This window comes from Psychrobacter sp. PAMC 21119, from assembly GCF_000247495.1.
In the GTDB taxonomy this organism is placed as follows: domain Bacteria; phylum Pseudomonadota; class Gammaproteobacteria; order Pseudomonadales; family Moraxellaceae; genus Psychrobacter; species Psychrobacter glaciei.
On record NZ_AHVZ01000003.1, the window covers coordinates 70,570 to 95,302 of the forward strand.

Annotated in this window: 23 protein-coding genes; 13 read left to right on the forward strand and 10 right to left on the reverse strand. The window is 44.3% G+C overall.

Features of this window, described 5'->3' with window-relative positions; genetic code table 11:
- Positions 1-302: 302 nt before the first annotated feature.
- Complete coding sequence (locus RH96_RS00325) at positions 303-1,694, forward strand: WS/DGAT/MGAT family O-acyltransferase (protein WP_010195853.1); 1,392 nt, start codon at positions 303-305, stop codon at positions 1,692-1,694.
- A 164-nt stretch (positions 1,695-1,858) separates the two neighbouring features.
- Here RH96_RS00325 and RH96_RS00330 read toward each other — a convergent pair whose 3' ends face one another.
- A complete protein-coding gene (locus RH96_RS00330; RefSeq protein WP_010195855.1) occupies positions 1,859-2,686 on the reverse strand; it encodes an inositol monophosphatase family protein in 828 nt (275 codons plus the stop codon).
- A gap of 329 nt (positions 2,687-3,015) precedes the next feature.
- Entirely contained in the window at positions 3,016-5,106 is a 2,091-nt protein-coding gene (gene dxs / locus RH96_RS00335; protein WP_010195857.1) for a 1-deoxy-D-xylulose-5-phosphate synthase, read from the reverse strand.
- A 529-nt stretch (positions 5,107-5,635) separates the two neighbouring features.
- Here dxs and ribA point away from each other — a divergent pair.
- From ribA to RH96_RS00350, 3 genes are all read left to right on the forward strand, one after another.
- The gene (gene ribA, locus RH96_RS00340) at positions 5,636-6,310 is read left to right on the forward strand and encodes a GTP cyclohydrolase II (protein ID WP_010195859.1); all 675 of its coding nucleotides are present in this window, start codon (positions 5,636-5,638) and stop codon (positions 6,308-6,310) included.
- An 8-nt stretch (positions 6,311-6,318) separates the two neighbouring features.
- Positions 6,319-7,413 (forward strand): oxygen-dependent coproporphyrinogen oxidase, encoded by a 1,095-nt coding sequence (gene hemF, locus RH96_RS00345; RefSeq protein WP_081501559.1) that lies wholly within the window; start codon positions 6,319-6,321, stop codon positions 7,411-7,413.
- 375 nt (positions 7,414-7,788) lie between these two features.
- A complete protein-coding gene (locus RH96_RS00350) occupies positions 7,789-8,265 on the forward strand; it encodes a c-type cytochrome (protein WP_010195862.1) in 477 nt (158 codons plus the stop codon).
- 137 nt (positions 8,266-8,402) lie between these two features.
- On the opposite strand, the gene RH96_RS00355 is transcribed toward RH96_RS00350, so the two are convergent.
- The 3 genes from RH96_RS00355 to RH96_RS00365 all read right to left on the reverse strand — a co-directional run bounded on the left by RH96_RS00355 (position 8,403) and on the right by RH96_RS00365 (position 10,923).
- Entirely contained in the window at positions 8,403-9,392 is a 990-nt protein-coding gene (locus tag RH96_RS00355; RefSeq protein WP_010195874.1) for a mechanosensitive ion channel family protein, read from the reverse strand.
- A 70-nt stretch (positions 9,393-9,462) separates the two neighbouring features.
- Positions 9,463-10,041 (reverse strand): lactoylglutathione lyase, encoded by a 579-nt coding sequence (gloA, locus tag RH96_RS00360; RefSeq protein ID WP_010195877.1) that lies wholly within the window; start codon positions 10,039-10,041, stop codon positions 9,463-9,465.
- Between the two features lie 243 nt (positions 10,042-10,284).
- Positions 10,285-10,923, reverse strand: a complete 639-nt coding sequence (locus tag RH96_RS00365) for a carbonic anhydrase (RefSeq protein ID WP_026037038.1) — start codon at positions 10,921-10,923, stop codon at positions 10,285-10,287.
- A 648-nt stretch (positions 10,924-11,571) separates the two neighbouring features.
- On the opposite strand from RH96_RS00365, the gene potA reads away from it, so the two are divergent.
- The 5 genes from potA to RH96_RS00390 all read left to right on the forward strand — a co-directional run bounded on the left by potA (position 11,572) and on the right by RH96_RS00390 (position 16,207).
- Complete coding sequence (gene potA, locus RH96_RS00370; protein WP_010195880.1) at positions 11,572-12,846, forward strand: spermidine/putrescine ABC transporter ATP-binding protein PotA; 1,275 nt, start codon at positions 11,572-11,574, stop codon at positions 12,844-12,846.
- Entirely contained in the window at positions 12,846-13,733 is an 888-nt protein-coding gene (gene potB / locus RH96_RS00375) for a spermidine/putrescine ABC transporter permease PotB (protein ID WP_010195883.1), read from the forward strand. The genes potA and potB overlap by 1 nt, the downstream gene beginning before the upstream one ends.
- Positions 13,733-14,539: a spermidine/putrescine ABC transporter permease PotC gene (gene potC, locus RH96_RS00380; RefSeq protein WP_010195885.1), complete on the forward strand. Its 807-nt coding sequence runs from the start codon at positions 13,733-13,735 to the stop codon at positions 14,537-14,539. Before potB ends, potC begins: the two co-directional genes overlap by 1 nt.
- 93 nt (positions 14,540-14,632) lie before the next feature.
- Positions 14,633-15,523 carry a LysR family transcriptional regulator gene (locus RH96_RS00385; RefSeq protein ID WP_010195886.1) on the forward strand — a complete coding sequence of 297 codons (891 nt, stop codon included), beginning with the start codon at positions 14,633-14,635 and terminating at the stop codon, positions 15,521-15,523.
- A gap of 264 nt (positions 15,524-15,787) precedes the next feature.
- Positions 15,788-16,207 carry a hypothetical protein gene (locus RH96_RS00390; protein WP_010195888.1) on the forward strand — a complete coding sequence of 140 codons (420 nt, stop codon included), beginning with the start codon at positions 15,788-15,790 and terminating at the stop codon, positions 16,205-16,207.
- A 129-nt stretch (positions 16,208-16,336) separates the two neighbouring features.
- Here the strand turns inward: RH96_RS00390 and crcB are convergent, their stop codons facing one another.
- The 4 genes from crcB to RH96_RS00410 form a co-directional block, all read right to left on the reverse strand.
- Positions 16,337-16,708 carry a fluoride efflux transporter CrcB gene (gene crcB / locus RH96_RS00395; RefSeq protein WP_010195891.1) on the reverse strand — a complete coding sequence of 124 codons (372 nt, stop codon included), beginning with the start codon at positions 16,706-16,708 and terminating at the stop codon, positions 16,337-16,339.
- A gap of 55 nt (positions 16,709-16,763) precedes the next feature.
- Positions 16,764-17,822 carry a tRNA (adenosine(37)-N6)-threonylcarbamoyltransferase complex transferase subunit TsaD gene (gene tsaD, locus RH96_RS00400; protein WP_010195893.1) on the reverse strand — a complete coding sequence of 353 codons (1,059 nt, stop codon included), beginning with the start codon at positions 17,820-17,822 and terminating at the stop codon, positions 16,764-16,766.
- A gap of 423 nt (positions 17,823-18,245) precedes the next feature.
- Complete coding sequence (locus RH96_RS00405) at positions 18,246-18,761, reverse strand: c-type cytochrome (protein WP_010195895.1); 516 nt, start codon at positions 18,759-18,761, stop codon at positions 18,246-18,248.
- A gap of 109 nt (positions 18,762-18,870) precedes the next feature.
- Positions 18,871-19,245, reverse strand: coding sequence for a hypothetical protein (locus tag RH96_RS00410; RefSeq protein WP_010195897.1), 375 nt, complete (start codon positions 19,243-19,245; stop codon positions 18,871-18,873).
- Positions 19,246-19,945: 700 nt separating this feature from the next.
- On the opposite strand from RH96_RS00410, the gene rpsU reads away from it, so the two are divergent.
- Together rpsU and RH96_RS00420 are read left to right on the forward strand one after the other, a co-directional pair.
- On the forward strand, positions 19,946-20,161 hold the full coding sequence (gene rpsU / locus RH96_RS00415; RefSeq protein WP_010195908.1) for a 30S ribosomal protein S21: 216 nt from the start codon (positions 19,946-19,948) through the stop codon (positions 20,159-20,161).
- A 238-nt stretch (positions 20,162-20,399) separates the two neighbouring features.
- A complete protein-coding gene (locus tag RH96_RS00420; RefSeq protein WP_010195911.1) occupies positions 20,400-20,849 on the forward strand; it encodes a GatB/YqeY domain-containing protein in 450 nt (149 codons plus the stop codon).
- A gap of 76 nt (positions 20,850-20,925) precedes the next feature.
- Here the strand turns inward: RH96_RS00420 and RH96_RS00425 are convergent, their stop codons facing one another.
- Entirely contained in the window at positions 20,926-22,485 is a 1,560-nt protein-coding gene (locus tag RH96_RS00425) for a M48 family metalloprotease (protein ID WP_037032880.1), read from the reverse strand.
- Positions 22,486-23,121: 636 nt separating this feature from the next.
- Here RH96_RS00425 and RH96_RS00430 point away from each other — a divergent pair.
- Both RH96_RS00430 and rpoH read left to right on the forward strand, forming a co-directional pair.
- Complete coding sequence (locus RH96_RS00430; protein WP_010195916.1) at positions 23,122-23,589, forward strand: sulfurtransferase TusA family protein; 468 nt, start codon at positions 23,122-23,124, stop codon at positions 23,587-23,589.
- A 237-nt stretch (positions 23,590-23,826) separates the two neighbouring features.
- Positions 23,827-24,690, forward strand: coding sequence for an RNA polymerase sigma factor RpoH (gene rpoH, locus RH96_RS00435; RefSeq protein ID WP_201574459.1), 864 nt, complete (start codon positions 23,827-23,829; stop codon positions 24,688-24,690).
- Positions 24,691-24,733: the final 43 nt, after the last annotated feature.

The following is a 24,733-nucleotide window of genomic DNA, read 5'->3' on the forward strand; positions in this document are numbered from 1 at the left end:
GGGTTGCTGGTTGGCATAGCGTTTTTAATACATATTTTTGATGAAAAACCAGTGATAAACTAATAAGATAGAAACCACATAACGCTGATGGGTGCCATGACATTTTATTAAATCATGGTTTTAGTAGCCATCCAAATAGCCACTTATTGATGATGGTCAGTCCACAATAGTATCGATACAATAAGACTGAGTGTAAGCGATACCTTACTTAGTATGGCTTACGAGGTTGTCGCTGTAGCGATTTTATAATGGGCAGACCATATATCTTTTATTGAAAACTTATCGCCATAAAAGGATTTATTATGCGACTACTCACCGCTGTTGACCAGTTATTCTTACTTCTTGAGTCGCGTAAACAACCCATGCACGTGGGAGGATTGTTCTTATTCGAGTTACCACAGGATGGGCAAAATGAGGATGGTGACTTTGTCAATCAGCTCGTGCAGCAGATGCAAACCGCTACAGTACCCCCAAGCTTTCCTTTCAACCAAGTACTAGACAGACTGTTGTTTTGGAAAGAAGATGAAGAGTTCGATGTGGAGCATCATTTCCGCCATGTCGCGCTGCCCAAGCCCGGGCGTGTTCGTGAACTGCTTATGTATATCTCGAAAGAGCATAGCCGTTTGCTAGATCGCGCCATGCCTTTGTGGGAATGTCATATTATCGAAGGTATTTTGCCTGAATCCGAGGGTAGACCTGAACGTTTTGCCTTATATTTCAAAATCCATCATTCATTAGTCGATGGTGTTGCAGCCATGCGTCTGGTCGAAAAATCCTTATCACAGTCCCCCACTGAGCCTGTCAGTTTACCGATATGGTCATTGATAGCACGTCATCGTAAGTCAGTGGATAAGTTATTACCCGCTGACCGCTCTATAACCAGTATCTTAAAAGAGCAATTATCTACCATTAAGCCCGTCTTTACCGAACTGCTCGACAACTTTAAGCATGGTGATGATGAAGGTTATGTCGGTACCTTTGATGCACCCATGAGTATTCTCAACCAACGTATCTCAGCCTCACGGCGTATTGCCGCTCAATCTTATGATATGCAGCGCTTTCGTGTCATCGCTGATGCATTTGAAGTTAACGTCAATGACGTGGTATTGGCTGTCTGTGCAGGCGCGCTGCGTCGTTACTTGCTCTCCATGAACGCCTTGCCGACTAAGCCATTGATCGGCTTTGTACCTATGTCTTTACGTTGCGATGAAAGTGCATCGGGCAATCAGATTTCATTTTTGATGGCAAATTTGGGCACGCACTTAGACGACCCAGCCAAACGTCTACAATTGATTTATAAGAGTATGAATAGTGGTAAACGTCGCTTTAGGCGCATGAATAAAGCGCAAATTATCAACTATAGCGCGATCGCTTATGCGTGGGAAGGCATCAACGTACTGACGGGTTTATTCCCTAGAAAGCAGGCGTTTAACCTCATTATCTCAAATGTGCCCGGCTCTAAAAAACCATTATATTGGAATGGCGCACCGCTAAAAGCACTATATCCAGCCTCCATTATCGTTGATGGACAAGCGCTGAATATCACGCTTTCTAGCTATCAAGATAAGATCGAATTTTGTATTACTGCTTGTAGCAAGCTGCTACCGCACGTTCAAGACATGCTAGGGTTACTTGAAGAAGAGCTAATCTTATTAGAAGGTATTAGCGAGGCCAAGACTGTAGCGGTAAGTTAATAAAGTATTTTAGCAATAAAAAATGTAAGCTATTACGCAATAAAAAAGCTGGCACCATGATGGCGCCAGCTTTTTTATGTCGAAAACTTGAAGGCTAGGAATACAATATTACTGACTCATCATTTGAGCACATATCACGCCATCACAAGTTTATCGATGATTTACTATACCGCGTCACCCCATATTGGGACGACCACTTGCATCAGTGGTTTTAGCAGTTTGATGTTGCACGCAAAGATAGAGCCTGAAGTCATTGAGTCGTGTGCACCAGTATGATCGACGACGACACCACGCGCCTCAGTGACGATAAGCTCACCAGCAGCGATGTCCCACGGCTTGATAGACATCTCAAAATAACCATCGAAACGACCAGCGGCCACATAGCATAAATCAAGTGCCGCTGAGCCTAAACGACGAATTTGACCGCCCGCTTCAGAGACTTTCTGTAGGCTTTCAAAATGCTCTTTCGCATAAGAAACAATCTCACCATTGCGCTTACGCTCAAGTGGATGACCCGTAGTAAATAGACCACCGTCAAGCGTTTTGCGTTCGCTCACTTGCATACGGCGATTGTTCAAGCGCGCGCCTTTACCGCGGCTAGCAGAGAACATCTCATCACGGACTGGATCATAGACCACGCCATGTTGAGTGACGCCTTTATGCTGTACAGCAATCGATACGCAGAACTGTGGTACGCCATGAACGAAGTTTTTGGTGCCATCGAGCGGATCGATAATCCAGCACCAGTCAGCGTCTTCGCCGCGACCTTCTTGCATACCAAACTCTTCACCCAAAAACGAATGGTTTGGATAGCTGGCTTTTAGCGTCTCAATCGTCAGCTCTTCACTGAAACGATCAATACGTGTGACCAATCCATCAAGTCCTTTTGACTCGATGTCCAATTCGATTTTGTGGCGGTTTTGATGCGCATATAAAATCTCTTTACCAACTTTTTCAGCAGTACGTGCTGCGATGACGACCATGGGTTCCATAAATAACCTATTTGCTTGATGAATGAATATAAAAATAAGACTAACTTTGTGCCCACAACATGCCAATTAGACTAGCCGCATCACACCACATCTATGCGATTTAAAAACGTGTCTTTTATAAATAAAAACTTATAAACGACAACCGCATTATACTAAAATTGTTCGATAAAAACGAAAAAACCATTACGCTCACAAAACCAACCATTATTTTGGTGGTCGTCACGAACTGCGCAAGTTGTAAAAAAGTCAGCACCCACGGCTAAGTAGGCGTTATATCTATTGATCAAGCTATCTGTTTTTTTACTTAAACAGGTCGTTATCAAAACATTTTACGATAATAAGTTTTGTAGTTGGCCAACCACGCCTTGGACATCTAAACCACAATCAGCCCATTGCTCAGCTTGTGAACCATGCGCGATAAAGCGATCAGGGATGCCAATATTACAGACAGCCGGACGACTATTTTTAAAGGCTAGCGATTCGTTAAGCAAATACTCATTGACTGCACTACCCGCGCCGCCCATCGTCATATGCTCTTCTAAGGTCGCGATATGCGTGATACCTTGCTCAATTAAGGTTTCGAGCAATTTAGTATCTAACGGTTTTACCCAGCGCATATTGACCACATGCACCTGACAGTCTGGCTCTGCATTTAGTTCTGAATCATCATTGGTGATAGCTTGCGCTGCTTGCTGAGCCGTCGCAACCATCGTGCCAAATGCCAGTAGCGCCAGTTTTTTAGGCGCATTGTCGTTACCTAATACCGCTTCTACCACTGCTTCGCCGATGTTATAAGTTTGTGCTGGCTGAGTAATAATAGCCCCAGTACCGACACCGCGCGGATAGCGTACGGCTGTACAGCCTTGGTACTCATAACAGGTATTGAGCAAATGATAGCATTCGTTCTCATCTTTTGGCGCGGCAATCAGCATGTTGGGCACGCAGCGTAAAAAGGCAAAATCAAACACGCCTGCATGAGTAGCGCCGTCTTCACCAACCAGACCCGCGCGATCGATAGCAAAGGTCACATCAAGGTTTTGCAACGCCACATCATGAATCAGCTGATCGTAACCACGTTGCAAGAACGTCGAATAAATCGCCACGATAGGTTTAACGCCTTGGGTCGCCATACCAGCGGCCAGCGTCACCGCATGTTGTTCAGCGATAGCAACATCAAAAAAACGCGTTGGGAAATGATGAGCAAAGTCGATCATCCCCGAGCCTTCTTCCATAGCAGGCGTAATAGCCAACAACTTATCGTCTGCCGCCGCTTTATCACATAAGAACTGACCGAATACTTGCGAGTACTTTAAGGCAGGCCTAGTTTTTGGAATGTCAGCTTTTGGAATATTAGTTGCTGAAACTTTGCCTTCTGTAGATTTTGCTTCATCATCTTCAATAGGCAATTTACCGATAGCATGATAGCCAACTGGATCTAATTCAGCTGGCGCAAAACCTTTGCCTTTAGTGGTATAAATATGGACTAACACCGGACCTTTTACTTGCTTGGCAAGCGACAATACTCGTAGCAGCTCAGGCACATTATGTCCGTCAAAGGGACCAAAGTAAGTAAAGCCAATTGCTTTGAATAAATTGTCTTCTAGCTGCGGCACATCGCGCATTTCTTTATGGCGTTTACGGCGGTCAAACGCTTGCATATCAGGGCGCTGGCATAGCACTGGCTTGCCTGCATCAGAGATATCAACTTGATAGCCTGATTCCCACAGCATGGCTAAATGCCGTGAAAAGCCGCCGATAGAGCAAGATATCGACATATCGTTGTCATTTAAAATAACCAACAGATCAGCATCTTGTTGCACTGCATCATTCATGGCTTCAAAAGCCATACCACCGGTCATCGCACCGTCACCAATAATACAAGCCACGGTTTGCGCGCGACCTTGGTAACGTAGCGCCAGACTCATGCCTAGACCAGCTGAAATGGAAGTCGATGAATGCCCAACGCCGAACGTATCGTAAGCTGACTCAGCACGCTCAGGAAAAGCGGTCAAACCGTCTTTCGAACGAATCGTTCCGAGCTTATCGCGGCGACCTGTCAGTACTTTATGCGCATAAGCTTGGTGACCCACATCCCAAACGATCTGATCTTGCGGCGCATCTAATAAGTAATGCAGCGCAATCGTCAGCTCAACCACCCCCAAATTTGCACCGAAATGTCCGCCACTCTGACCAGCTGAATACAATAAAAAAAGCCGCAATTCATCAGCCAAATTAATAAGCTGCGCGGTAGTAAATTTTTTCAGATCAGAGGGCGTATTGATCGCATCGAGTAGCGGTGTATGAGGACGCACACGTGGAATCACTGCATACGTCTGTTGCAGACTGGATAGCTTAGCAGCAGACTCTATGGCTGACGCAGATACTGACTGAGACTGTGGGGAATAAGGTGACTGCTGCATAAACCGTACGATACCTACCAATCTGCTGACAAGGGATTACCCTAGAATATTACTATGGTTATCAATAACTAAGTGGCGTTAATAATAGTGGCGTTAATAATAGCAATAATCACGACACCATGATGGATGTCATTGACTATAAAATTACTGATAGCGCTCATCGCTTATATAATGACGCATAGCAATAAGTACGCCGCCATAATAGACGACGATGGTCTTAACGCTGTGACACCAAGTATTGCTATTATGCCTCATTGTCTGGCATCAATATCAGACGTTAGTGACGACATAGTAATGTAAGGGCAAAGACTTGTCACTGTATCCGTTAAAATAGTATGGCATAATAGCATTATTTTTTAATTGTCGCTTTAATCATCGTGCGTCGTCTGTGAACTTTGTGTGTTTTTATAATAAGCGCTATAAACACGTTGTATTCACGAACTGGTTATACTGATAACCTCTTAACCATAATAATATGGCTATGCCAAAATCCGCTACCGCCTCGATGATCGGCTCATGTAGGACATTAATGTCATATCAATTTATCACCAGCGCCACACTACCTACTCGTCACGGCGAGTTTGATATTCATATCTTTGAAAATGAAGACGGTCAAGAGCATGTGATGCTGACGGTCGGTCTGTCTGTGGTTGAGCAAAATAAAGACGCTGTCGGTGTCTTGACGCAAAAGCAGGACACGCTAGCAGAACGACCTATCCCATTGGTGCGTATTCACTCTGAATGCTTGACCGGTGATGCATTTAGTTCATTGAAGTGTGACTGTGGCCCCCAGCTTAATACAGCGATGCAAGCGATACAAGAAACCGGTTACGGGGCAATTCTTTACCTGCGCCAAGAAGGTCGCGGCATTGGGCTGACCAATAAAATCCGTGCCTATGCGCTGCAAGATCAAGGGCATGATACCTTAGATGCCAATCTGATGTTAGGCTTGCCTGCTGACGCGCGCGTTTATGATATGTGCAGCCCGATGCTCGCCCATGTGGGCGTTGATGCGGTGAGACTGATCACCAATAATCCAGACAAAGTTGCTTATTTGACTGCCCATGGTATCGATGTCGTGGAGCGCGTACCATTGGTCGTTGGTGTTAATGACATGAATGCAGACTATCTGGCCACCAAGCGTGATCGTATGGGACATTTACTCGATAAAGAATTCAATACCGCAATACACCTGAATAAATAGATATTTTTATGAACAATCAAAATTTAGACAACAATGCAAACCCCTTAACTACAGACTTTGCAAACCTAGAATCGAAGAACCTAGAATCGAAGAACCTAGAATCGAAGAACCTAGAATCGAAGAAACCGGAATCGAAGAAACCGGAATCGAAGAAAACAGTCACTCCGACCAGCGATGATATCACGCGCGTGCGTGCGTTTTTAGTCGATTTGCAAGCGCGTATTTGCCAAGCGTTAGAAGCACAAGAGCGCGACGGTGGAGGTACGGCAACTTTTGTTCCCGACGATTGGGAGCGTCCTGAAGGCGGCGGTGGTAGGTCCTGTGTATTGGCAGACGGTGAGGTGATTGAAAAAGCGGGAGTCATGTTTAGCCATATTCATGTCCATAACCTGCCCGCCTCAGCCACCGCGCGTCACCCCGATATTGCAGGTCGCAAAGCACAAGCCATGGGTGTGTCATTGGTTGTTCACCCCAAAAATCCCAATGTCCCTACCAGTCATGCCAACGTACGCTTGTTCATCGCCGAAGCCGAGGGCGAAGCGCCCATCTGGTGGTTTGGTGGTGGGTTTGATTTGACCCCGTTCTATCCAGTATTAGCCGACTGTATCCATTGGCACCAAGTCTGTCACGACCTATGCGCGCCCTTTGGCGACACTGTCTACGCTGACTTTAAACAATGGTGCGATGAGTATTTCCATTTGCGGCATCGTGATGAGCAACGCGGTATCGGTGGTCTATTCTATGATGATGTCAATACTGACAGCCGTGGCTGGGATTTTGAGACTTGTTTTAACTTTATGCAGGCAGTCGGCAATGGTTATCTTGACGGCATTTTGCCGATCTTTGAAGCTCGTAAAGAGACGCCTTATACCGAAGCGCAGCGTGAGTTTCAACTCTATCGTCGTGGTCGCTACGTCGAGTATAATCTGGTCTACGATCGTGGCACGCTATTTGGGCTACAGAGTAATGGACGTATTGAATCAATTCTAGTCAGTATGCCGCCGCTTGCCAGCTGGCATTATCGATTCGAGCCGGAACCTAGCACACCTGAGTTTGAGTTAACCGACTTTTATTTAAAACCGCGTGAATGGTTAGCGCTATAGGTGTTGTAAATATCACGGCATTCATACTTTTTGAGAGTATTAAGAAGGCCAGCTACTATCGCTGGCCTTTTTTATTGTTCGTACTGTTTAAACAACCCACTCTCTCGTCGTTATTGTAAAAAATATGTTGTGTAACTACCATACAATCGTCAAAGCCAACCATAACCAAGTTAAGTTATGCTTATTTAAAATATTACGAGGATATAACAACTATATAATTCCCATCGCCCAGATAACCGTTACAATAGAAGGCATTCTTTATTAGCAACTGTGCTCAAAAGAATTTTAGGCAGTATTTTGTATAACTATATTTTACGACAAAGCGAGCGTTTGTAATCGCGCTTACTATTAGCCAAGTTTAAAGGAGTAAGTCATATGGCACAGGTTTATACCAACAAATCTTTCAAATCTCTGGTTAGCATTACTTTGATGGCAGCTGCACTGAGTCTAACGGCCTGTAGCACCTCAACAGAATCTAACCCTGACGTGCAAGCGCGTCAAGACACCATGAAAAACTGGGGCGATGCAATGGGCGTCATGGGTGATATGGCAAAAGCACCTGACACCTTTGATTCTGAAGTATTTAAAGAGCAAGCGGCGTTCTTGGCAGAAGATGCCGCTAAGCCTTGGAGTCATTTTGAAGATCCAGAAGCGGTAGGTAATGCTACTGAAGCGGTTTGGTCTAATGCGGATGAGTTCCGTGCAGAAGCCGATAATTTCCAAAAAGTCACCGCTGAGCTAAGCGCTACCGCACAAACTGCCACTAGCATGGATGACGTTAAACCAGCCTTTGGTCAAGTTGGTGCAAGCTGCAAATCATGTCATACAGATTTTAGAGCTAAAACTGAATAAATACCCGTTGATTGATAGTAAAAAAACCGCCGTATCCTTTGATATGGCGGTTTTTTTAAGGTCGTTTGAGAGATCGCTTACTTACGCAATAGATTTGGCGAGTCTATCGAACCAACAAAATTGCCTCATCAGTTCAACTACTCTGTCGCGGCTTTATTAACATCAATAGCTTGTTGCTCATTTTGTTGCTCATTGATTTTATTGACAATCGCTTTCACGGAGGGGTCACTCAAATCGATGGTACGTATCGGGAAAGGAATATTCACGCCTGCTGCATCAAGGGCTTTCTTAATTTCTACGATCACTTGATGAATAGAGGCAACTTTATTGGCCTGTGTACCATCTTCAATAAACCAGCGCACCATCAGATCCATAGACGATCCGCCAAATCCCGTTGCAATCACGCTTGGCTTAGATTTAGTGGAAACACTATCCACTTTATCCAATGCCTGCATAATCTCAGCTTTCGCCGCTTCGATATCATCTTCATAACCAATGCCGACCGCCACTTGTAAACGACGCTGTTTGTAGGCGGTATTGACCGTCAATGCTGAGGTATATAAGTCTGAGTTTGGGATAACGACTTGTCGACCATCATAAGTCTTGATGGTAGTTGCACGGATTTTAATATCCTCAACTGTACCCTCATATTCACCAGAAACGATCTGATCGCCAATACGAAATGGCTCCGAGATGAGTAGCAAAATACCCGATAGTAAGTTTTGAAAAATATCTTTGAAAGCAAAACCAATCGCGACCGAACCAATACCGAGGGCGCCAATCAGCTTGGCAGGCGTAAATCCTGGTACGGCGATCACCATGGCAATCATAAAGCCAATAAAAATAATCAGCGCGCCGCCTACCCGTTGAAACACTTTGACCAAGTTCTGATGCCGACTACGACTACCCAGCAATTTGTAGACGATTTTTTTGAAGACGATTGATAGAAACCAAAAAATCAGAACAACGATAATCGACGCTACAAAGTACGGAATACGCTCAACAAAGCCGATAAATATTCCATTCGCCGAATCAATAATACTTTGATAAGTAAAAACATCAGTCGTTGTCGCTGAGTTAATCGTCGCTGGAGCAGCAGTAGTAGGGTTTGCCTCAGGGCTGGGCATGCAGGGATTACTCCTTAAATTATTGAACTTTTTTATTCATTAATGCTTATATTTTTTAACTGTCTAACATCTAGCGCATCAAATCTGCTTGTACGATTTCAATCCAGTAGCCGTCGACGTCTTTGATAAAGGCGATGTTTTTCATACTACCCTCTTCTGGACGTTTTTTGAATTCGACATCATTTTTATCAAACCAAGCAACGGCCTCATCTAAACTCGGTACGCTAAAGCAAATATGACCAAAGCCTTGTGGTTCGCCATTGCCATCATGATAGCTGAAGTCAGCCTTTGTCTCAGTACCGTAATTATGGGTCAATTCTAAAATTCCACGTTGACGAAACGCAAATATTTCTAAGTCGTCACCAGCGGGCAAATTGTCCCGCTCACTCTCAGTTAACTGGGCTAAAAAGTATAAATCAAAACCCATGTCAGGGAACTTTTTTACCGCCAACAAGGTCATACCAAGAACACCAGTATAAAACGCTAATGATTTTGCAGGGTCTTTCACGCGTAGCATCGTATGGTTAAAAGTAAAGCCAGTGGTTTGTGCGGCAATCGACTGCACACCATCAGCTTTAACACTGTTTGCGGGCTGCGCGACCATTGCTTCATTATGCACATTTTCTGAATGGGACACTGAAGTAGACATGTTTATCCTAATAGTTGAAGAGTTATTAATATTGAAAGACCAGAAAATTATGGTTGTCATGATTGGCTTGACACTCTCATCATAATAAAAAATCGCGGGACTAGTGATAGGGTTTTGTAAGAGCTGATAGTCTATACAGTCAATCAATAGGGATATTTATATGAAATAACTCGGTGTAGCCGCACAAACCATACATCAAATAAGAGTAAGGTAGGCGCGACTTTATTAATAAAAAAATAACTATTAGCTATCCAAAAATCGTACTTTTCCTGTCTCTAAATCATACTCTGCACCAACGACCAATAACTGACCACTGCTGGTCAAATCCTCTAACGCTCGCGAACCATGCTTGAGCTGACTGACCGACATGCGCACGTTGGCACGTATCGAGCGATCGACCAGTTCATCAGCATCGACATCTTGCCCATTGGCAGTGGCGAGCTCATGAAGGTTGTAGACACTTGGGCGAATACGATCAACGATAGATTGCAAGTTAGGTGAATAATTCTGCTCAGGGTTAATCAATGTTTCAACGCAAGCCGTGACAGCGCCGCATTTTGAGTGTCCAAGTACCACTACCAATTGCGTGCCAAAGGCTTCGGCTGCAAACTCAATTGAACCAATCTGCGATGGTGCAACCACGTTACCCGCAACTCGTATAACGAACAAATCTCCCAAACCTTGATCAAAAACAATCTCGACTGGTACTCGTGCATCTGAGCAACCCAAAATAATAGCCAATGGATTTTGATCCTTGACCAACTCTGGACGGCGCTGCATATACTCATCGGTACTGGTGAGGCTATCAACGTAGCGCGCATTACCGTCTCTTAGTAGTTCGAGTGCTTCTAGACCTGTTTGTGGACGAGTATCATTAGGCATAAAGGGTCCTTGATTATCAAATGATTGGAATAATAAATCTCTGTTTTTGACCATGGCTTGGCTAGGGCGTGTCTTCATTTCAAAAATGGTGATAAAAATGAGATAAATTGCCGTCAAACAAGAAAAATAGCGCAGATAATATCGGGATATTAACCAGCTATTTGACGATGTTTGGCAAGATTTAGCCATTTTTAGCCCATTTAAATGACTATCGAGTGAATTGAAGACACGCCCTAAGCATTTTGCCATACACAGCCGGCTCATTTTATTTCTTAGCCACCAAATGATTGTATAGGAATAAAAGCAGAAAAATAATAAAAAAATCGCTTTTAATCTCGCTAGGGCGTGTCTTCATTTCAAAGACGATTATAAAAATGAGATAAATTGCCATCAAGTGAGAAAAATAGCATGGATAATCTCGGGATATTAACCAGCTATTTGACGATGTTTGGTAAAATTTTATTTTACGATAAAGTAGCATCGCTAACTTATAACGAACTGGCACTGACTTATATCCAAGGTTTGTTATAATACGCAGCAACCGAACCCTATTGATACCCATCGTTTATCCTCATACCAAACCACCTTGAAGGCAGTGCTTTAGACGTATAGCTGTACTGAGATGTTGGATACTTAGGAACCAACCTTATGACCGAATCACCTTCAAACACGCACCAAGCTGCGGCATCAATCGACACGGTACTGCTGCAACTGACTGGTATAAAAAAAACCTATGACCAAACCGAAGTACTCAAAGACATCAATCTCGACATCAAGCATGGTGAGTTTTTGACCTTGCTTGGCCCGTCAGGCTGCGGCAAGACGACATTGCTACGCTTGATTGCCGGTTTTGAGCAGCCAAATGCTGGTGCTATCTATCTAGATGGCGTGCAGATGTCAGGCTTGCCAGCGGATAAGCGTCCGGTCAATACGGTGTTTCAGCAGTATGCCTTGTTTCCGCATATGACCGTCGCGCAAAACGTGGCTTATGGTCTTAAAATTAAAAAAGTGCCTAAAGATGAGATTAAAACGCGCGTGAGCGAGATGCTAGCAATGGTGCAATTAGAGCATCTCGCCAATCGCAAACCGCAGGATTTATCTGGTGGTCAGCAGCAGCGTGTTGCCATCGCACGGGCGGTCATTAATCGTCCTAAATTATTGTTACTTGATGAGCCACTATCGGCGCTCGACCACAAGTTGCGTTTGCAAATGCAGTCTGAGCTTAAACGGCTACAGCGTGAGCTGGGCATTACTTTTGTCTTCGTCACCCATGACCAAGAAGAAGCACTATCGATGTCAGACCGTATTGCGGTGATGAAAGACGGCACCTTTCAGCAAATCGGCACACCTATCGAGATTTATGAAACGCCCGCGAATTTATTTACTGCCAAATTTATCGGTGAGACCAATCTATTCAAAGCAGAAGTCAAAGGCGTCTACGCTGACCAACCAGATCGTGATGGCAAAGTCACCAACGGACGTATCGAAGTCGAAGTCTGTGAGGCACAAGTGCAAGACGGCCCAACGACGTTACGTAATTTACGTCGTCCTGATTTTGCCAATGATGTGCAAGTAGGCGACATCGTCAATTTACTACTGCGGCCTGAAGATTTGCGAATTTATGATCCTAATGATGATGTCCATACTGGACTGTTTGGCCGAGTGATTGAAAGTAACTATAAAGGCAGCACTTTAGACTCTATTATTGAATTGGCAAACGGTCATATTATCAAGGCTTCTGAATTCTTTGATGAAGATGATCCAAGCTTTGATTATAAATTGAATGAAGCGGTCAAGGTCTCATGGGTTGATGGCTGGGAATGGGTGCTACCAGATGACAATTCACTTGATCCCTCAATTGACCATTCAACCGCCAACTCAAGCGAACATCAAGGCATGTCTGTGCAAAAGGATGTCAGCTAATGGCACGTACTAGCCGTTTCAATTTGGGCAGCAAAAGTCCTTTTCGTACCGCAACGCTGTGGTTGATTTGGGGTTGGTTGCTTATTTTTGCCTTATTACCCAATATTCTAGTCATCGCTGTTAGCTTTTTGACCCGCGATAGCAGCGCTTTTATCAGCTTGCCAGTCAGCATCGACAGCTATGTACGCATAATTGATCCGTTGTATTTTGAGGTGTTTGTCCATTCATTATGGATGGCAAGTATCACCACGGTTATCTGCTTGCTGCTTGGTTATCCTTTTGCGTGGTTGGTCTCTAAAGCCAAAACTCGCTGGCAGCCGCTGCTCATGATGCTATTGATATTGCCGTTTTGGACGAACTCTCTAGTACGCACTTATGCTCTCAAGTTATTGTTTGCTAATAATGGTTTGATTAATAAATTCTTGCTAGCGATAGGTGTGATTGATACTCCTATTGATATTTTATACACGCAAGGCGCGGTCATAGCGGGACTGACCTATTTGTTATTTCCTTTTATGGTATTGCCGTTGTATGCGGTCTTTACTGACTTGCGCAATGACATGCTACTCGCGTCGCAAGATTTGGGTGCATCGAGAAGGCAGACCTTTTGGCATGTGGTGCTACCACTCACAACACCAGGGATTATCTCTGGGGTACTGTTGGTGTTATTGCCAGCGATGGGTATGTTCTATGTGGCCGATATTTTGGGCGGCTCGCGCAATTTACTGGTTGGTAATATTATCAAAAACCAATTTTTGGATGCGCGTGATTGGCCGTTTGGCGCAGCGGCAAGCGTATTATTGACCCTAGCGATGGCGGTATTATTACTCGCCTATCGTGCCAGTAGTCGCCGCATTGGCAAGACTGACTTTAATGAGGTGGCCTAATGTCTTATAGATCACCGAATAAAAAAACTCGTACGCTTAAGATTGGCAGTATCGCCGCCAAAGGCTATCTCGGGCTGATTTATGCCTTGCTATATCTGCCCATTATCGTCCTAGTCGTGATGTCTTTTAACAAGTCAAAAATCGGCTACAACTGGGATGGCTTTAGCTTAAAGTGGTACGAATCACTATTTAATAACCAAGCCATGCTCGATGCATTTTGGCACTCTATTGTATTGGGATTGGTTGCCGCGACTGTCTCGACTTTGATAGGAACACTCACTGCCCTAGCCTTACACCGCTATAACTTTCGCGGTAAAGGCTTATTAAATGGTCTACTATTTGTCCTGATGATGTCACCTGAGATTGTACTCGCTATCTCATTATTGGCGCTGTTCCTACTAATCGGTTTGCAGTTGGGCTTTGTCTCACTGCTATTGGCGCACATTACTTTTTGCCTGCCGTTTGTCGTCATTACTGTCTTTGCACGCTTAAGCAGCTTGGATGAGCGCTTGATGGAAGCGGCGCGCGACTTGGGCGCCAATGAATCGACGATGGTACGTACCGTGCTGATTCCCGTTATTTTGCCAGCAGTAATGGCAGGTTGGTTGCTCGCCTTTACCTTATCGCTAGATGACGTCGTGGTTTCAACCTTTGTCACGGGCCCTAGCTATGAGATATTACCACTCCGAATTTACTCGATGGTACGGGTAGGACTCAAGCCAGAAGTTAATGCTATTGGTACACTATTATTAGTCGCTTCTTTGATATTGGTCATTATCTCACAGCTACTGTTACGCAAGCGCTAGCTGTCGATGGCTCATTAATCATACGCTATGAATGAAAGTCAGTAACATATGTACTATAATGAATTTTTCTCAACTTAGCAGGCAGGTTGTCTTATGCTAGAGCTCCGCCATCTTAATACGTTAACTGCATTACGAGCGCATGGTTCACTTGCTGCGGCTGCCGATGAGCTGCATGTGACAGCTTCTGCGGTCTCGCATCAGCTAAAAGAGCTAGAGAATTATTACGATATTAGCTTGGTCAATCGCCGCACGCGTCCGCTGACTTTTACACCAGCTGGCAAGACGGTATTGGCATTGGCAGACAGCATTATGCCGCAGGTTACCCGTACCAAATCTAATCTGAAACGCTTGGCACACGGTCAAGCAGGTAGATTACGCCTAGCATCCGAGTGTCACAGCTGCTTTGATTGGCTAATGCCGATACTCAATCATTATCGCCGCGAATGGTCAGATGTCGAGCTGGATTTTGCGACGGGTTTTGAGCCTGAGCCGCATCATTTATTAATAGAAGGTGATATTGATCTACTCATTACCACCAGTGATTTACCGATAGAGGGCATCAGCTATCAGCCGTTGTTTGAGTATGAGAGTCGCTTGGTGCTATCACCAACGCATGATTTGGCGGTGCGGAAGCTTATTGAGCCGACTGATTTGACTGAAGAGACCTTGATTGCCTATCCGGTAGAGGCCAAGCGTCTCGATATCATTGCCAATTTTATGACGCCAGCTCAGGTCAGTTTTGATAGTATTCGTACGACAGAGCTGACTGCGATGCTGATTCAGCTGGTTGCTAGTGAACGCGGTGTGGCGGCCTTACCTGATTGGGTCGTTGCTGAATATGAGAAAAAAGGTTGGGTCGTCTCGCGACCGCTGGGTGATGGTGTGCATTGCCAGCTGTATGCAGCGACACGCACGTCAAGCCAAGATACCGCTTATATGCAAGGGTTTGCGAGTTTGCTACAAGGAATAGTAAAGCCGGTTTAATATTTCGCTATTTACTAAATTATTCCAGTTAAGAAATATCGTCCGCTCTCTTACGTTATGACGAGCATTATGGTAAATGACGGTTCCCTAGTGAGGACTTGAAGCTTCGGTTTTAGGTTAGTGGTATCAACGTTTTAACTTGCTGAGATAGTCACAGTGTACTTCATGGTGTACTTACTGAGCCTAGCTCGATGGTTTTTTGATTACTCCTTTGTAGTGGCATAATACACTTTACTTTAAAGCCTTAAGGCATTGGGAGACTTTATGAAAGTTAAGTTAAGAGATATTGATGAATGTGATGAGTTTTATAGAAAACTTATTGGAAATGTTCGTCTTAGTCACGAAAAAGTATATGAGGTTATAGAGATTCAAAGGACATCTTATCGTATCGAAAACGATGAAGGAGAACCAGGATTATGTGATAAACGTATCTTTAAAATTCTAGACCCCAGTATCCCTAAAGATTACATATATCAATTTAACTTTGATGATAGTGATGAAACTCATGAGGATGAAGAAGGTTTTATATGGAGAAATTTTGAAGAAGAATACAACATAACTCCAAAATGCTTTGCTCAAAGAGCTTTTTTCGATTTCTATTTTGATAAACATGCAGAGCAAGTTGCTATTTATAATGAATACATAAAAAGAAGAAAGGCGTCAAATATTAATAAAATTTTTTAGTTTTAAATAGCTATACCCTATCGGAACCACCTAAAAGGTGCCAAAAACCAATTAATAGATCACTTAAAATAGACTGCAATAAAAGAACTACTCAAATCAGACCATTAAGTGAGTAATATCTATCGAAGGTTACAAAATCAGCTTAAACAAATAAAAGCCAAGCGCCGTTGCCAATAATGTCAGTCCCACATGTAAACCGATGAGCGCTAATCCTGCCAGCAAACGGCCGTCATTAATAAAGGTGAAGACCTCCGCGCTAAAAGTGCTAAACGTTGTCAGCCCACCCAAAAAACCAGTGATTACGAACAGTCTCACATTGTCAGACAAGCCGCTACCCATCCGCCCGAACCACACTAGAGCGAGCCCTATTAACAAGCCGCCCAACACATTAGCGCCCAACGTACCTAGTGGTATCCAATGATGCAGCGGATTAAAGCGCGCAAGCCAGCCTCGCAAACACGCGCCCAGTGCGGCGCCTAAACCAATCGCAATCCACTGCATAGATCATCCTTAGGCTTAATAAAGGTTAACGAATAGCGTATTGAGAAAGTCACCTTTAAACCGCTGGTAGCTCTGTCATCGGCCAACGCGGCACGCAGCTCACCGCCAAATCATCTGACTGTCCCGCTTGCAGGCGCTCGTAACCGGCATAAGCAATCATCGCACCATTGTCCGTACATAATGCTGGCGGTGCATAATGGACAGTTGCGTTTATTTTGGCTAGCTCAGCTTCTAATGTCTCGCGCAAATGGGTATTGGCGCTGACACCACCCGCAATCACCAAACGGTTCATCTCTGCTTGCTTGAGCGCTTTGATGGATTTTTTCACCAGTGTATCGACCATCGCGTGTTGGAAACTGGCAGCGATATCCGCGCGAACTTGTGGGTCGCTATCCGAGACATTACCCGAACCACCTGAGCATGGCGTGTCTTTGATTAGGTTATGCACGGCCGTTTTCATACCGCTAAAGGAAAAATCCAAACCACGATGTAACATCGGTCTTGGTAAACTGTAAGCATTTGGGTTGCCAGTCTCTGCCAGTTTGGCAATATTGGGACCACCAGGATAAGGTAAGCCCAACATTTTGGCGGCTTTATCAAAGCACTCACCTGCCGCATCATCTATCGATTCGCCCAATATCTCATACTGACCCACACCACGTGCGGCGATAAGCAAAGTATGCCCACCAGACACTAAGAGCGAGACAAAAGGAAAAGCTGGAGGGTTTGCACCCATGAGCGGTGCCAACAGATGACCTTCCATATGATGGATACCAATCGCAGGAATGTCTAAGCCATACGCCAAGCTGCGTCCAAACAATGCACCCGTCATTAAAGCACCAATAAGCCCGGGGCCTTTGGTATAAGCAATAGCATCAATCTCGCTTTTCTTGACGTCGCACTGCTCGAGCAACTCATTAAGCAAAGGCACCAGCTTGCGAATATGATCACGGCTGGCAAGCTCAGGTACAACGCCGCCGTAGAGTGCATGCAGCTCTATCTGTGAATACAATACCTGTCCAACCAGACCTTGATTGTCACTGTTCATTTTCTCACTATCAAAAATCGCCAGTCCCGTCTCATCACAAGAGGTCTCTAAACCCAATACCTTCATACTTTTGCCTTTATACCTTTGTTTTCGAGCTGCTTTTTGCCGTTTTTTTATCTTACATCACTTTAGGAATTTGAATAGCGAATAAAATAAGCCAAATACTATTTCTAGGGCGTGTCATCATTTAGATTGTGAGACTTAAAATGAGGAAAATTGCAGCCAAACAAGGAAGAAATTGCCGTAAATATGAACATATTGACAAGATTTCTGACGATGTTTGGCTAAATTTAGCCATTTTAAGACCACTAAATGTATTCATGTGCTAATTGATGACACGCCCTAGTTCAACAAATGATTTTCGCACAGTCAGTCATATTCGTTAAGGTTGATATCAATAAAAAATAGGCATAAAAAAACCGCCATTGTCAGTCACAATGACGGTCAGTTTAACAAATTTCAATGGCTAATATATGCCATTAAGCCTCATTAGCTCACAGATGCTAGCATATAATCAACCGCTGCATGGACTTGCGCTTCAGTGACGCCATTTACCGCTTGCGCTGGCATCTTATTAAAGCCTTTAGCGGAGTGACTATACAGCGTTTCTTTATCCTTGGTCAGACGAGCCGCCCAAGCTGCCGTATCGCCATATTTTGGCGCATTGAGCAAGCCAGCAGCATGACAAACCTGACAGTTTGACTCATACAGTTTAGCACCAGTATCAGCAGCCAGCACTTCAGGCTCAGCAGCAGTTTCAGGTGCTACCGCTTCTTCAACCATCATGTCGGTAGACTCTGTTTCTGCTTCAATCACAGGCTCAGGCGTCGTGATTTCAGGTTCTGCTACGACTGTTTCTTCAACGGCAATATCAGCAGGTTCATTGGCTGCTATAGTCTCTTCAGTGGCCGTGTTATCGCCACTACAAGCACTCATTGCGAGTATCACGCTCATACTGATTACAGACAATCTCAGTTTCTTCATATACGATTGTATATCAATCATGGTTTTACCCTTACTTAATAAGTCTGTAATCGGCTAATAATGCAATATATAAGCTCAAAATACTTGCCTATACTACTAATGACTGTCTAAGAGTTCGTTCAGCACTAACTTATTCAGCAGTGGCTGCCGCTGCATCTTCAGTAGCCATATCAGTGCTGTCAGTAGTCGGAGCAGCGGCTGTATCAGCACTATCGGTAGCCGTTGCTTCTGCCATATCAGTGTCAGCCATACCGGCTTCAGGAGTAGTAGCACCATCGACTGCCGTACCATCTGCAGTCATATCCGCAGCTGGCATCGGGGCGGTTTCTGGAAACTCCATTTCTTCAGCAGGTGGGCCATTTTTGATCGCAAGTGCCGCTGCTTCATCAACGCGATCTTTTGCATATACTTCATGCTCTTTGTCGCCACCACAAGCGCTTACGCTCGCACCCAAAGCAACGATAAACGCTGTGCTCAACACCGTACTTAATACTGTTTTTTTCATGCCAACATCCTCAATAAAATACACACAAAACGGTTCATATGCTTACTAGGGTCTATTTGATATTCAAACGTGGTGCTGGCAGTCACTATTTTTTAGACAATATGCAGTGAAATTGTTGAAGCCTAGTCATTCTAGGTTAAACCATTTCGCCATATATTGGCAAAAAATAGCCCTGCCCTCCACTCAAGCACAGCTCTTGCCTTGCGAACGGGCAAAGCAGTGCTTTGCTCGATCCGTTCTCAAGGCTGATGCTAAAATTACTCCAACCGTTGCTGAAAACCTAGCTAAGGTCTCGACATTATCGTCGGTTTTCGCCTAGTTTGGGGTAACTTTAGCCATCAGCAGCCCTAATATTTGAATATCAAACAGACCCTATAATATGGAAATTATCATAGCATAAACTCCAACCAAACCGTTATAGACTGTAGGGACTTTTTATTCACGGTAAATTTTGTGCCCTGACTCAATCTAAAGCAAGACAGTTGCGCTGAAATACTCATCTAAGCAAATAACATATAGACAATAAACCATTAAAATCGTTGACTTTGTTGGTATTTTTTATTAAAATACCTGCCCTTGTGCTAATGCGCAAGAATTGTCCTAGTTTGAGCTGATGCCTGTAATCTTGAGATATTACGGCTAAATACTAATACACAGCCAAACTAATGCCCTTATATCTCATCCTAATCGAGGAGTCTTCATGCCTGCAGTTAAGGTTAAAGAAAACGAACCAGTAGATATCGCTATCCGTCGTTTCAAACGTGCTTGTGAAAAAGCTGGCGTATTATCAGACGTACGTAAGCGTGAGTTTTATGAAAAACCAACGCAAGTACGCAAGCGCAAAAAAGCAGCTGCCGTAAAGCGTTATAAAAAGAAATTACAACGCGAAACTATTCGTACCACTCGTATGTACTAATCAGTAATCTGATTTAGTTACGTACAAGCGCTACACTAACGCCACTGTTATCCATTGATATCAGTGGCGTTTTTTATGCTACAATTTTTGTTATTACTGCTGATACATTTTTTATCAAAGCCACTTTTTTTATTAAAGCCACTTTTTTATTAAAGCCCCGATCAGCAGGTTTTGCTCTAAAAACCTAACAGACAGCATATGACAAATAGCATTTAACAGATAAATAAGGATGATAGCAGTGAGCCAACTTAAACAGACTTTATCAGACAATATCAAAGTTTCCATGAAAGCTCGTGAGCTTGAGCGCGTTAAGGTATTACGTAACGTACAATCAGTCATCAAGCAAATTGAACTTGATCGTCAAATAGTGCTCGATGATGCAGGCGTACTAGAAGTTCTACAAAAGCAGCTTAAACAACGTCAAGAATCGCTTGGCATCTTTACCGAAAACGACCGTGATGACTTGGCAACCAAAGAGCAGTTCGAGATCGATATCATCAATGAGTTCATGCCACAACAAATGAATCAAGACGAGATCATGGCATTGGTAAATGCCGAGATTGCCACGCAAGGTGCTACTTCTATGCGTGATATGGGTAGTGTGATGGGCGTGCTAAAGAACAAAACCGCTGGTCGTGCTGACCCTGCGCTCATCTCTAAGCTGGTAAAAGAAGCTTTGCAAGGTTAATATTTTTTATGGTCAACATCGTTGCTTGAGACTGATGTGCCGTAGCTGTAAATGATGAACAGATAAACACAACCGCCTAAGGCTTAAAGTCTTTGGCGGTTTTTACGTCTTTGATTTCTGCATTGATGCTCGCCAAAAGCGGACGCGCACTATTTGCTTGCGCGGTCGTTTGCATGCTTTCAGCCAATCGTTTGGCCTGCGTTAAGGAAGTAAGCGCACTTTCATAGCGCCCGTTCCAGAGCTGATCATGGCTGCGATAGCGCAATGCGTTGATTGTCGCGATGTTGGCTAACTGCGGGGAGTCAGTCGTTTTGGCAATTTTCTCATTGGCAAGTTGTAAGCTTTGCCATGCATAACGATCGCTTGGTTGCTGCTGGGTCAAAGGCTTTAACAGGGCTTGTGCTTTGGTCGGCTGATTACTGTTCGTCAACGCTTCGGCTAAATACAAGCGCAAATCACGACGCTCAGGGTAAACACGCTGCTGACGCTCTAATACTTCGGCGGCTTGCTGCCATTTGCCTTGTTCGCTCAGCATTTGGCTATGCGTAATCGACAACAATGGCTCTAATGACTGGCGCTGCACCGCTGGTAACACGACAAGTTCCGCCAATATGTCATTGGCATCAGTAAAGCGTTGTTGCTCGCTATACCAAGTCATCAACGCCAATTTGGCTCCTAAGCTGTTTTTGGCAGCCGCTGTCAGTGTGGTCTCAGATGCATGCTTACCTGTACTTTGGACGCGCCAATAAAGCAAATCAAACTGCACTTGATGACGCTGCTGCTGGCTTAATGACATGGCGGGATACTGCTGGGCGCGGCTCTGTGATTCGCTCAAACGTTCATTGCTTAAGGGATGCGAACGTACAAAACTGGGCAAAAACAGATTGGCTGTCTGATTAAGTTGGCTTTTTTGATTCATCGTGGCAAAGAATCTAGGCATCGCGCGTGGGTCATACCCAGCTTGGGTCATAATTTGCATCCCTACCCGATCGGCCTCGCGTTCGTTGTTACGACTAAAAGCCATGCTGCTATTCATTAGTGCTGTTTGGCTGCCCATCAGTACTGCTGCTGTGGCATCACCATCGACCGCTGATGCGGCAATCGCGGCCAGCATACCGCCTATTTGCATCAGCAAGGCTTTCTTACGTTCATCAACGCCACTCTCATAATGGCGTTGGCTAATGTGCGCCACTTCATGAGCGACGACACTAGCCAATTCATCCATACTACTCGCAGCCAGTATCGTCCCTGTATTGATGCCAATGACGCCGCCTGGCACTGCAAAAGCATTAATACTGGGATTGTCGATGATCACCAAGCCCAAGGGCGCTTGCTCACGCGCTTGTGCATTGAGCCGCCACGTCATTTCTTTAACCGTTTCTTGCACCCAAGGATCATGCTCCATTTTTGCGCGACCATTGATACGTTGTAATGACCACTCGCCAAGCAGCTTATTTTGATACTGTTCCGCGAAGCTCAGTCCTTGCCCGCGTAAGTTGGGTAAATCTAGCGCTTCTGCCGCTGGTGTTTGCCATGAGTTATAGGCAAATGGCGCAGCAGAATTTTCGCTACTATTGGCGCCAGTTGTCAGAGCCAATAATACAGCCGATAGCCCTAGTTTTATTGCATGAGGCATAAGCAAACGACCTGTTTTTTGTTTGGATACAAACAATATCATTTTCTGTATATCCTTAACGATGGCGCACTCATTCAATATATTGCTGCCTTGTCTATAGTCGGTTCAGTATAATTTGGATACAAGGAAGGCGAGTGAAAGTACTACAAGTAGTAGACTAAGCAAGCTTGACACCGTATCCAATTTATAGAGGATTGACTATACCAAGCAGTGACTGTTTATTAGAATGATACAGATGCGCATCTTACCCGCTTGATAATAACGTAATTTTGACTATACGAGCTTGTTTATACAAGGTCAATTCTAGTCTGTATTTAGCTACCAATAACTCGGCTGTGCGTCACTATTGTGCAACATGGCAATGTAATTATTGATGGTCAATTTTTGGTTTGATTGTTGATAGCATTTTTAGCTGTCAGCCTTGAGTAGTCATTCTAGTGAGCCAAACATTACGATGACTATATTCAACTGCAACTGCATCGCGGCAATTTGCTATAATAACGAATGGTGGCAAAATGTCCACACTAGTGCCGTTTACTTAATAGACCCAACATATTGATAAGTTAATATTAATAAATATGGTCGATTAAATTCTCTACGGCTACCAACTCAAGTTTTAATATCTCAAGGTCTTTTATGTCTGCTGACAGTCAGTTAATTACCGCACAAGGGTCTTACTCTGTTTGTTTGTCAGCAAGTTTGCCTGATACGCAGCAGCATGTTATTAAAGAGTTATTAGACTTATTGCCTACTGGTCATATGGGTAATATGGAGTTGGATGGCACGACAGGCTCCGCTCAACTGATCCTCAATATAAAAAGTTGGATAGACGGGCGTGGACTTGCCTGCCCGATGCCGCTGTTAAAAACCAAAGTGGCACTACGCGATGTAGCAGCTGGCGAGTCGTTATATGTTGTGGCAACCGACCCTAACTCGAAAGCGGATATCACCGCTTTTTGTCAGCAAAGCCAGCAAGCTAAAACGACGCCTAGTTTGGGATTAACGATGAGCGAAATGACCGACAAAGTACTGGTTGATGGCGCTACATCACAGCGTTTCGATACAATATATCACTTCATCATTACCAAAACTGATAGCAACTAAGCGTCGCTATCCTTTACAATTACAACAATAAAGATTTTTATCTGACTGTTTGTTTATTTAACCAAGGTCAAGAATATGGCTACTACCGCTAATGATGCTGCGAAAACACGTAAAAAAGATGGCGCAGCGCCTGAAAAAAACGAAGCGCGCGATGCAGCCCTAAAAGCTGCTGCTGCGCGTCCACCTTATGATGCTAGTGCATTTGAAGATACGAGCACTCGTGACTTAGTGCCAGCGATGCCGACGCATCTGTCAGCGCCTGGGGTCAATCTGGGCGCGTATATCAATACTGTGCATCAAATCCCTATTTTAACCCCGACGCAAGAGCAAGAGCTTGCCCATCGCTATTATGATGAAGGCGACGTAGAAGCAGCACGCTTGCTCGTTATGTCGCATTTGCGCTTTGTGATTCACATCGCGCGCAGTTATTCAGGCTATGGTTTACCACAAGCGGATCTCATTCAAGAAGGCAACTTGGGGTTAATGAAAGCCGTCAAGCGTTTTGATCCGAATAAAGGCGTGCGTTTGGTTTCTTTTGCAGTGCATTGGATCAAAGCGGAAATTCACGAATTTGTGATTCGTAACTGGCGCATTGTAAAAGTCGCGACCACCAAGGCGCATCGTAAGCTTTTCTTTAACTTACGCAGTCTTAAAAAGACCAATAACCAACTCACCCTTGAAGAAGCAGATGCCATCGCCAATGACTTAAATGTCACGCGTAAACAAGTGCTTGAGATGGAATCCCGTCTCACCTCTTATGACGCCTCTTTTGAAGCGCAATCTAGCGATGATGACGATGGCCGTTATGCGCCGCAGCTGTTTTTAGAAGACGGCATCGATCCTGCTGAGATGGTGGAAGAATCAGATTGGGAAGAAAACAACTCATCGGCATTGATTGCAGCGATGGATACCCTCGATGATCGTTCACGCGATATCGTTGAGCAACGCTGGCTGTCTGAGCAAAAATCAACCTTGCACGAATTGGCAGCGGTTTACTCTATCTCGGCTGAGCGCGTACGCCAAATCGAAAAAAATGCTATGGATAAAATCCGTGAGGCGATGACTATCGATAGTGTCATTTTACCCAATGACATTCAGTAAATCATTTCCTATGCGCTATTACCGCTGCGCTATTGACAGGCTT

Bases quoted from the DNA above. Each gene is read 5' to 3' on its own strand.
- ribA (WP_010195859.1), top strand. From the start codon at position 5,636: ATGTCATATCAATTTATCACCAGCGCCACACTACCTACTCGTCACGGC.
- gloA (WP_010195877.1), bottom strand. From the start codon at position 10,041: ATGTCTACTTCAGTGTCCCATTCAGAAAATGTGCATAATGAAGCAATG.
- potC (WP_010195885.1), top strand. From the start codon at position 13,733: ATGTCTTATAGATCACCGAATAAAAAAACTCGTACGCTTAAGATTGGC.
- potA (WP_010195880.1), top strand. From the start codon at position 11,572: ATGACCGAATCACCTTCAAACACGCACCAAGCTGCGGCATCAATCGAC.
- rpoH (WP_201574459.1), top strand. From the start codon at position 23,827: ATGCCGACGCATCTGTCAGCGCCTGGGGTCAATCTGGGCGCGTATATC.
- RH96_RS00390 (WP_010195888.1), top strand. From the start codon at position 15,788: ATGAAAGTTAAGTTAAGAGATATTGATGAATGTGATGAGTTTTATAGA.
- tsaD (WP_010195893.1), bottom strand. From the start codon at position 17,822: ATGAAGGTATTGGGTTTAGAGACCTCTTGTGATGAGACGGGACTGGCG.
- hemF (WP_081501559.1), top strand. From the start codon at position 6,319: ATGAACAATCAAAATTTAGACAACAATGCAAACCCCTTAACTACAGAC.
- RH96_RS00355 (WP_010195874.1), bottom strand. From the start codon at position 9,392: ATGCCCAGCCCTGAGGCAAACCCTACTACTGCTGCTCCAGCGACGATT.
- dxs (WP_010195857.1), bottom strand. From the start codon at position 5,106: ATGCAGCAGTCACCTTATTCCCCACAGTCTCAGTCAGTATCTGCGTCA.
- potB (WP_010195883.1), top strand. From the start codon at position 12,846: ATGGCACGTACTAGCCGTTTCAATTTGGGCAGCAAAAGTCCTTTTCGT.
- RH96_RS00430 (WP_010195916.1), top strand. From the start codon at position 23,122: ATGTCTGCTGACAGTCAGTTAATTACCGCACAAGGGTCTTACTCTGTT.
- RH96_RS00330 (WP_010195855.1), bottom strand. From the start codon at position 2,686: ATGGAACCCATGGTCGTCATCGCAGCACGTACTGCTGAAAAAGTTGGT.
- rpsU (WP_010195908.1), top strand. From the start codon at position 19,946: ATGCCTGCAGTTAAGGTTAAAGAAAACGAACCAGTAGATATCGCTATC.
- crcB (WP_010195891.1), bottom strand. From the start codon at position 16,708: ATGCAGTGGATTGCGATTGGTTTAGGCGCCGCACTGGGCGCGTGTTTG.
- RH96_RS00405 (WP_010195895.1), bottom strand. From the start codon at position 18,761: ATGATTGATATACAATCGTATATGAAGAAACTGAGATTGTCTGTAATC.
- RH96_RS00350 (WP_010195862.1), top strand. From the start codon at position 7,789: ATGGCACAGGTTTATACCAACAAATCTTTCAAATCTCTGGTTAGCATT.
- RH96_RS00410 (WP_010195897.1), bottom strand. From the start codon at position 19,245: ATGAAAAAAACAGTATTAAGTACGGTGTTGAGCACAGCGTTTATCGTT.
- RH96_RS00325 (WP_010195853.1), top strand. From the start codon at position 303: ATGCGACTACTCACCGCTGTTGACCAGTTATTCTTACTTCTTGAGTCG.
- RH96_RS00425 (WP_037032880.1), bottom strand. From the start codon at position 22,485: ATGCCTCATGCAATAAAACTAGGGCTATCGGCTGTATTATTGGCTCTG.
- RH96_RS00365 (WP_026037038.1), bottom strand. From the start codon at position 10,923: ATGCCTAATGATACTCGTCCACAAACAGGTCTAGAAGCACTCGAACTA.
- RH96_RS00385 (WP_010195886.1), top strand. From the start codon at position 14,633: ATGCTAGAGCTCCGCCATCTTAATACGTTAACTGCATTACGAGCGCAT.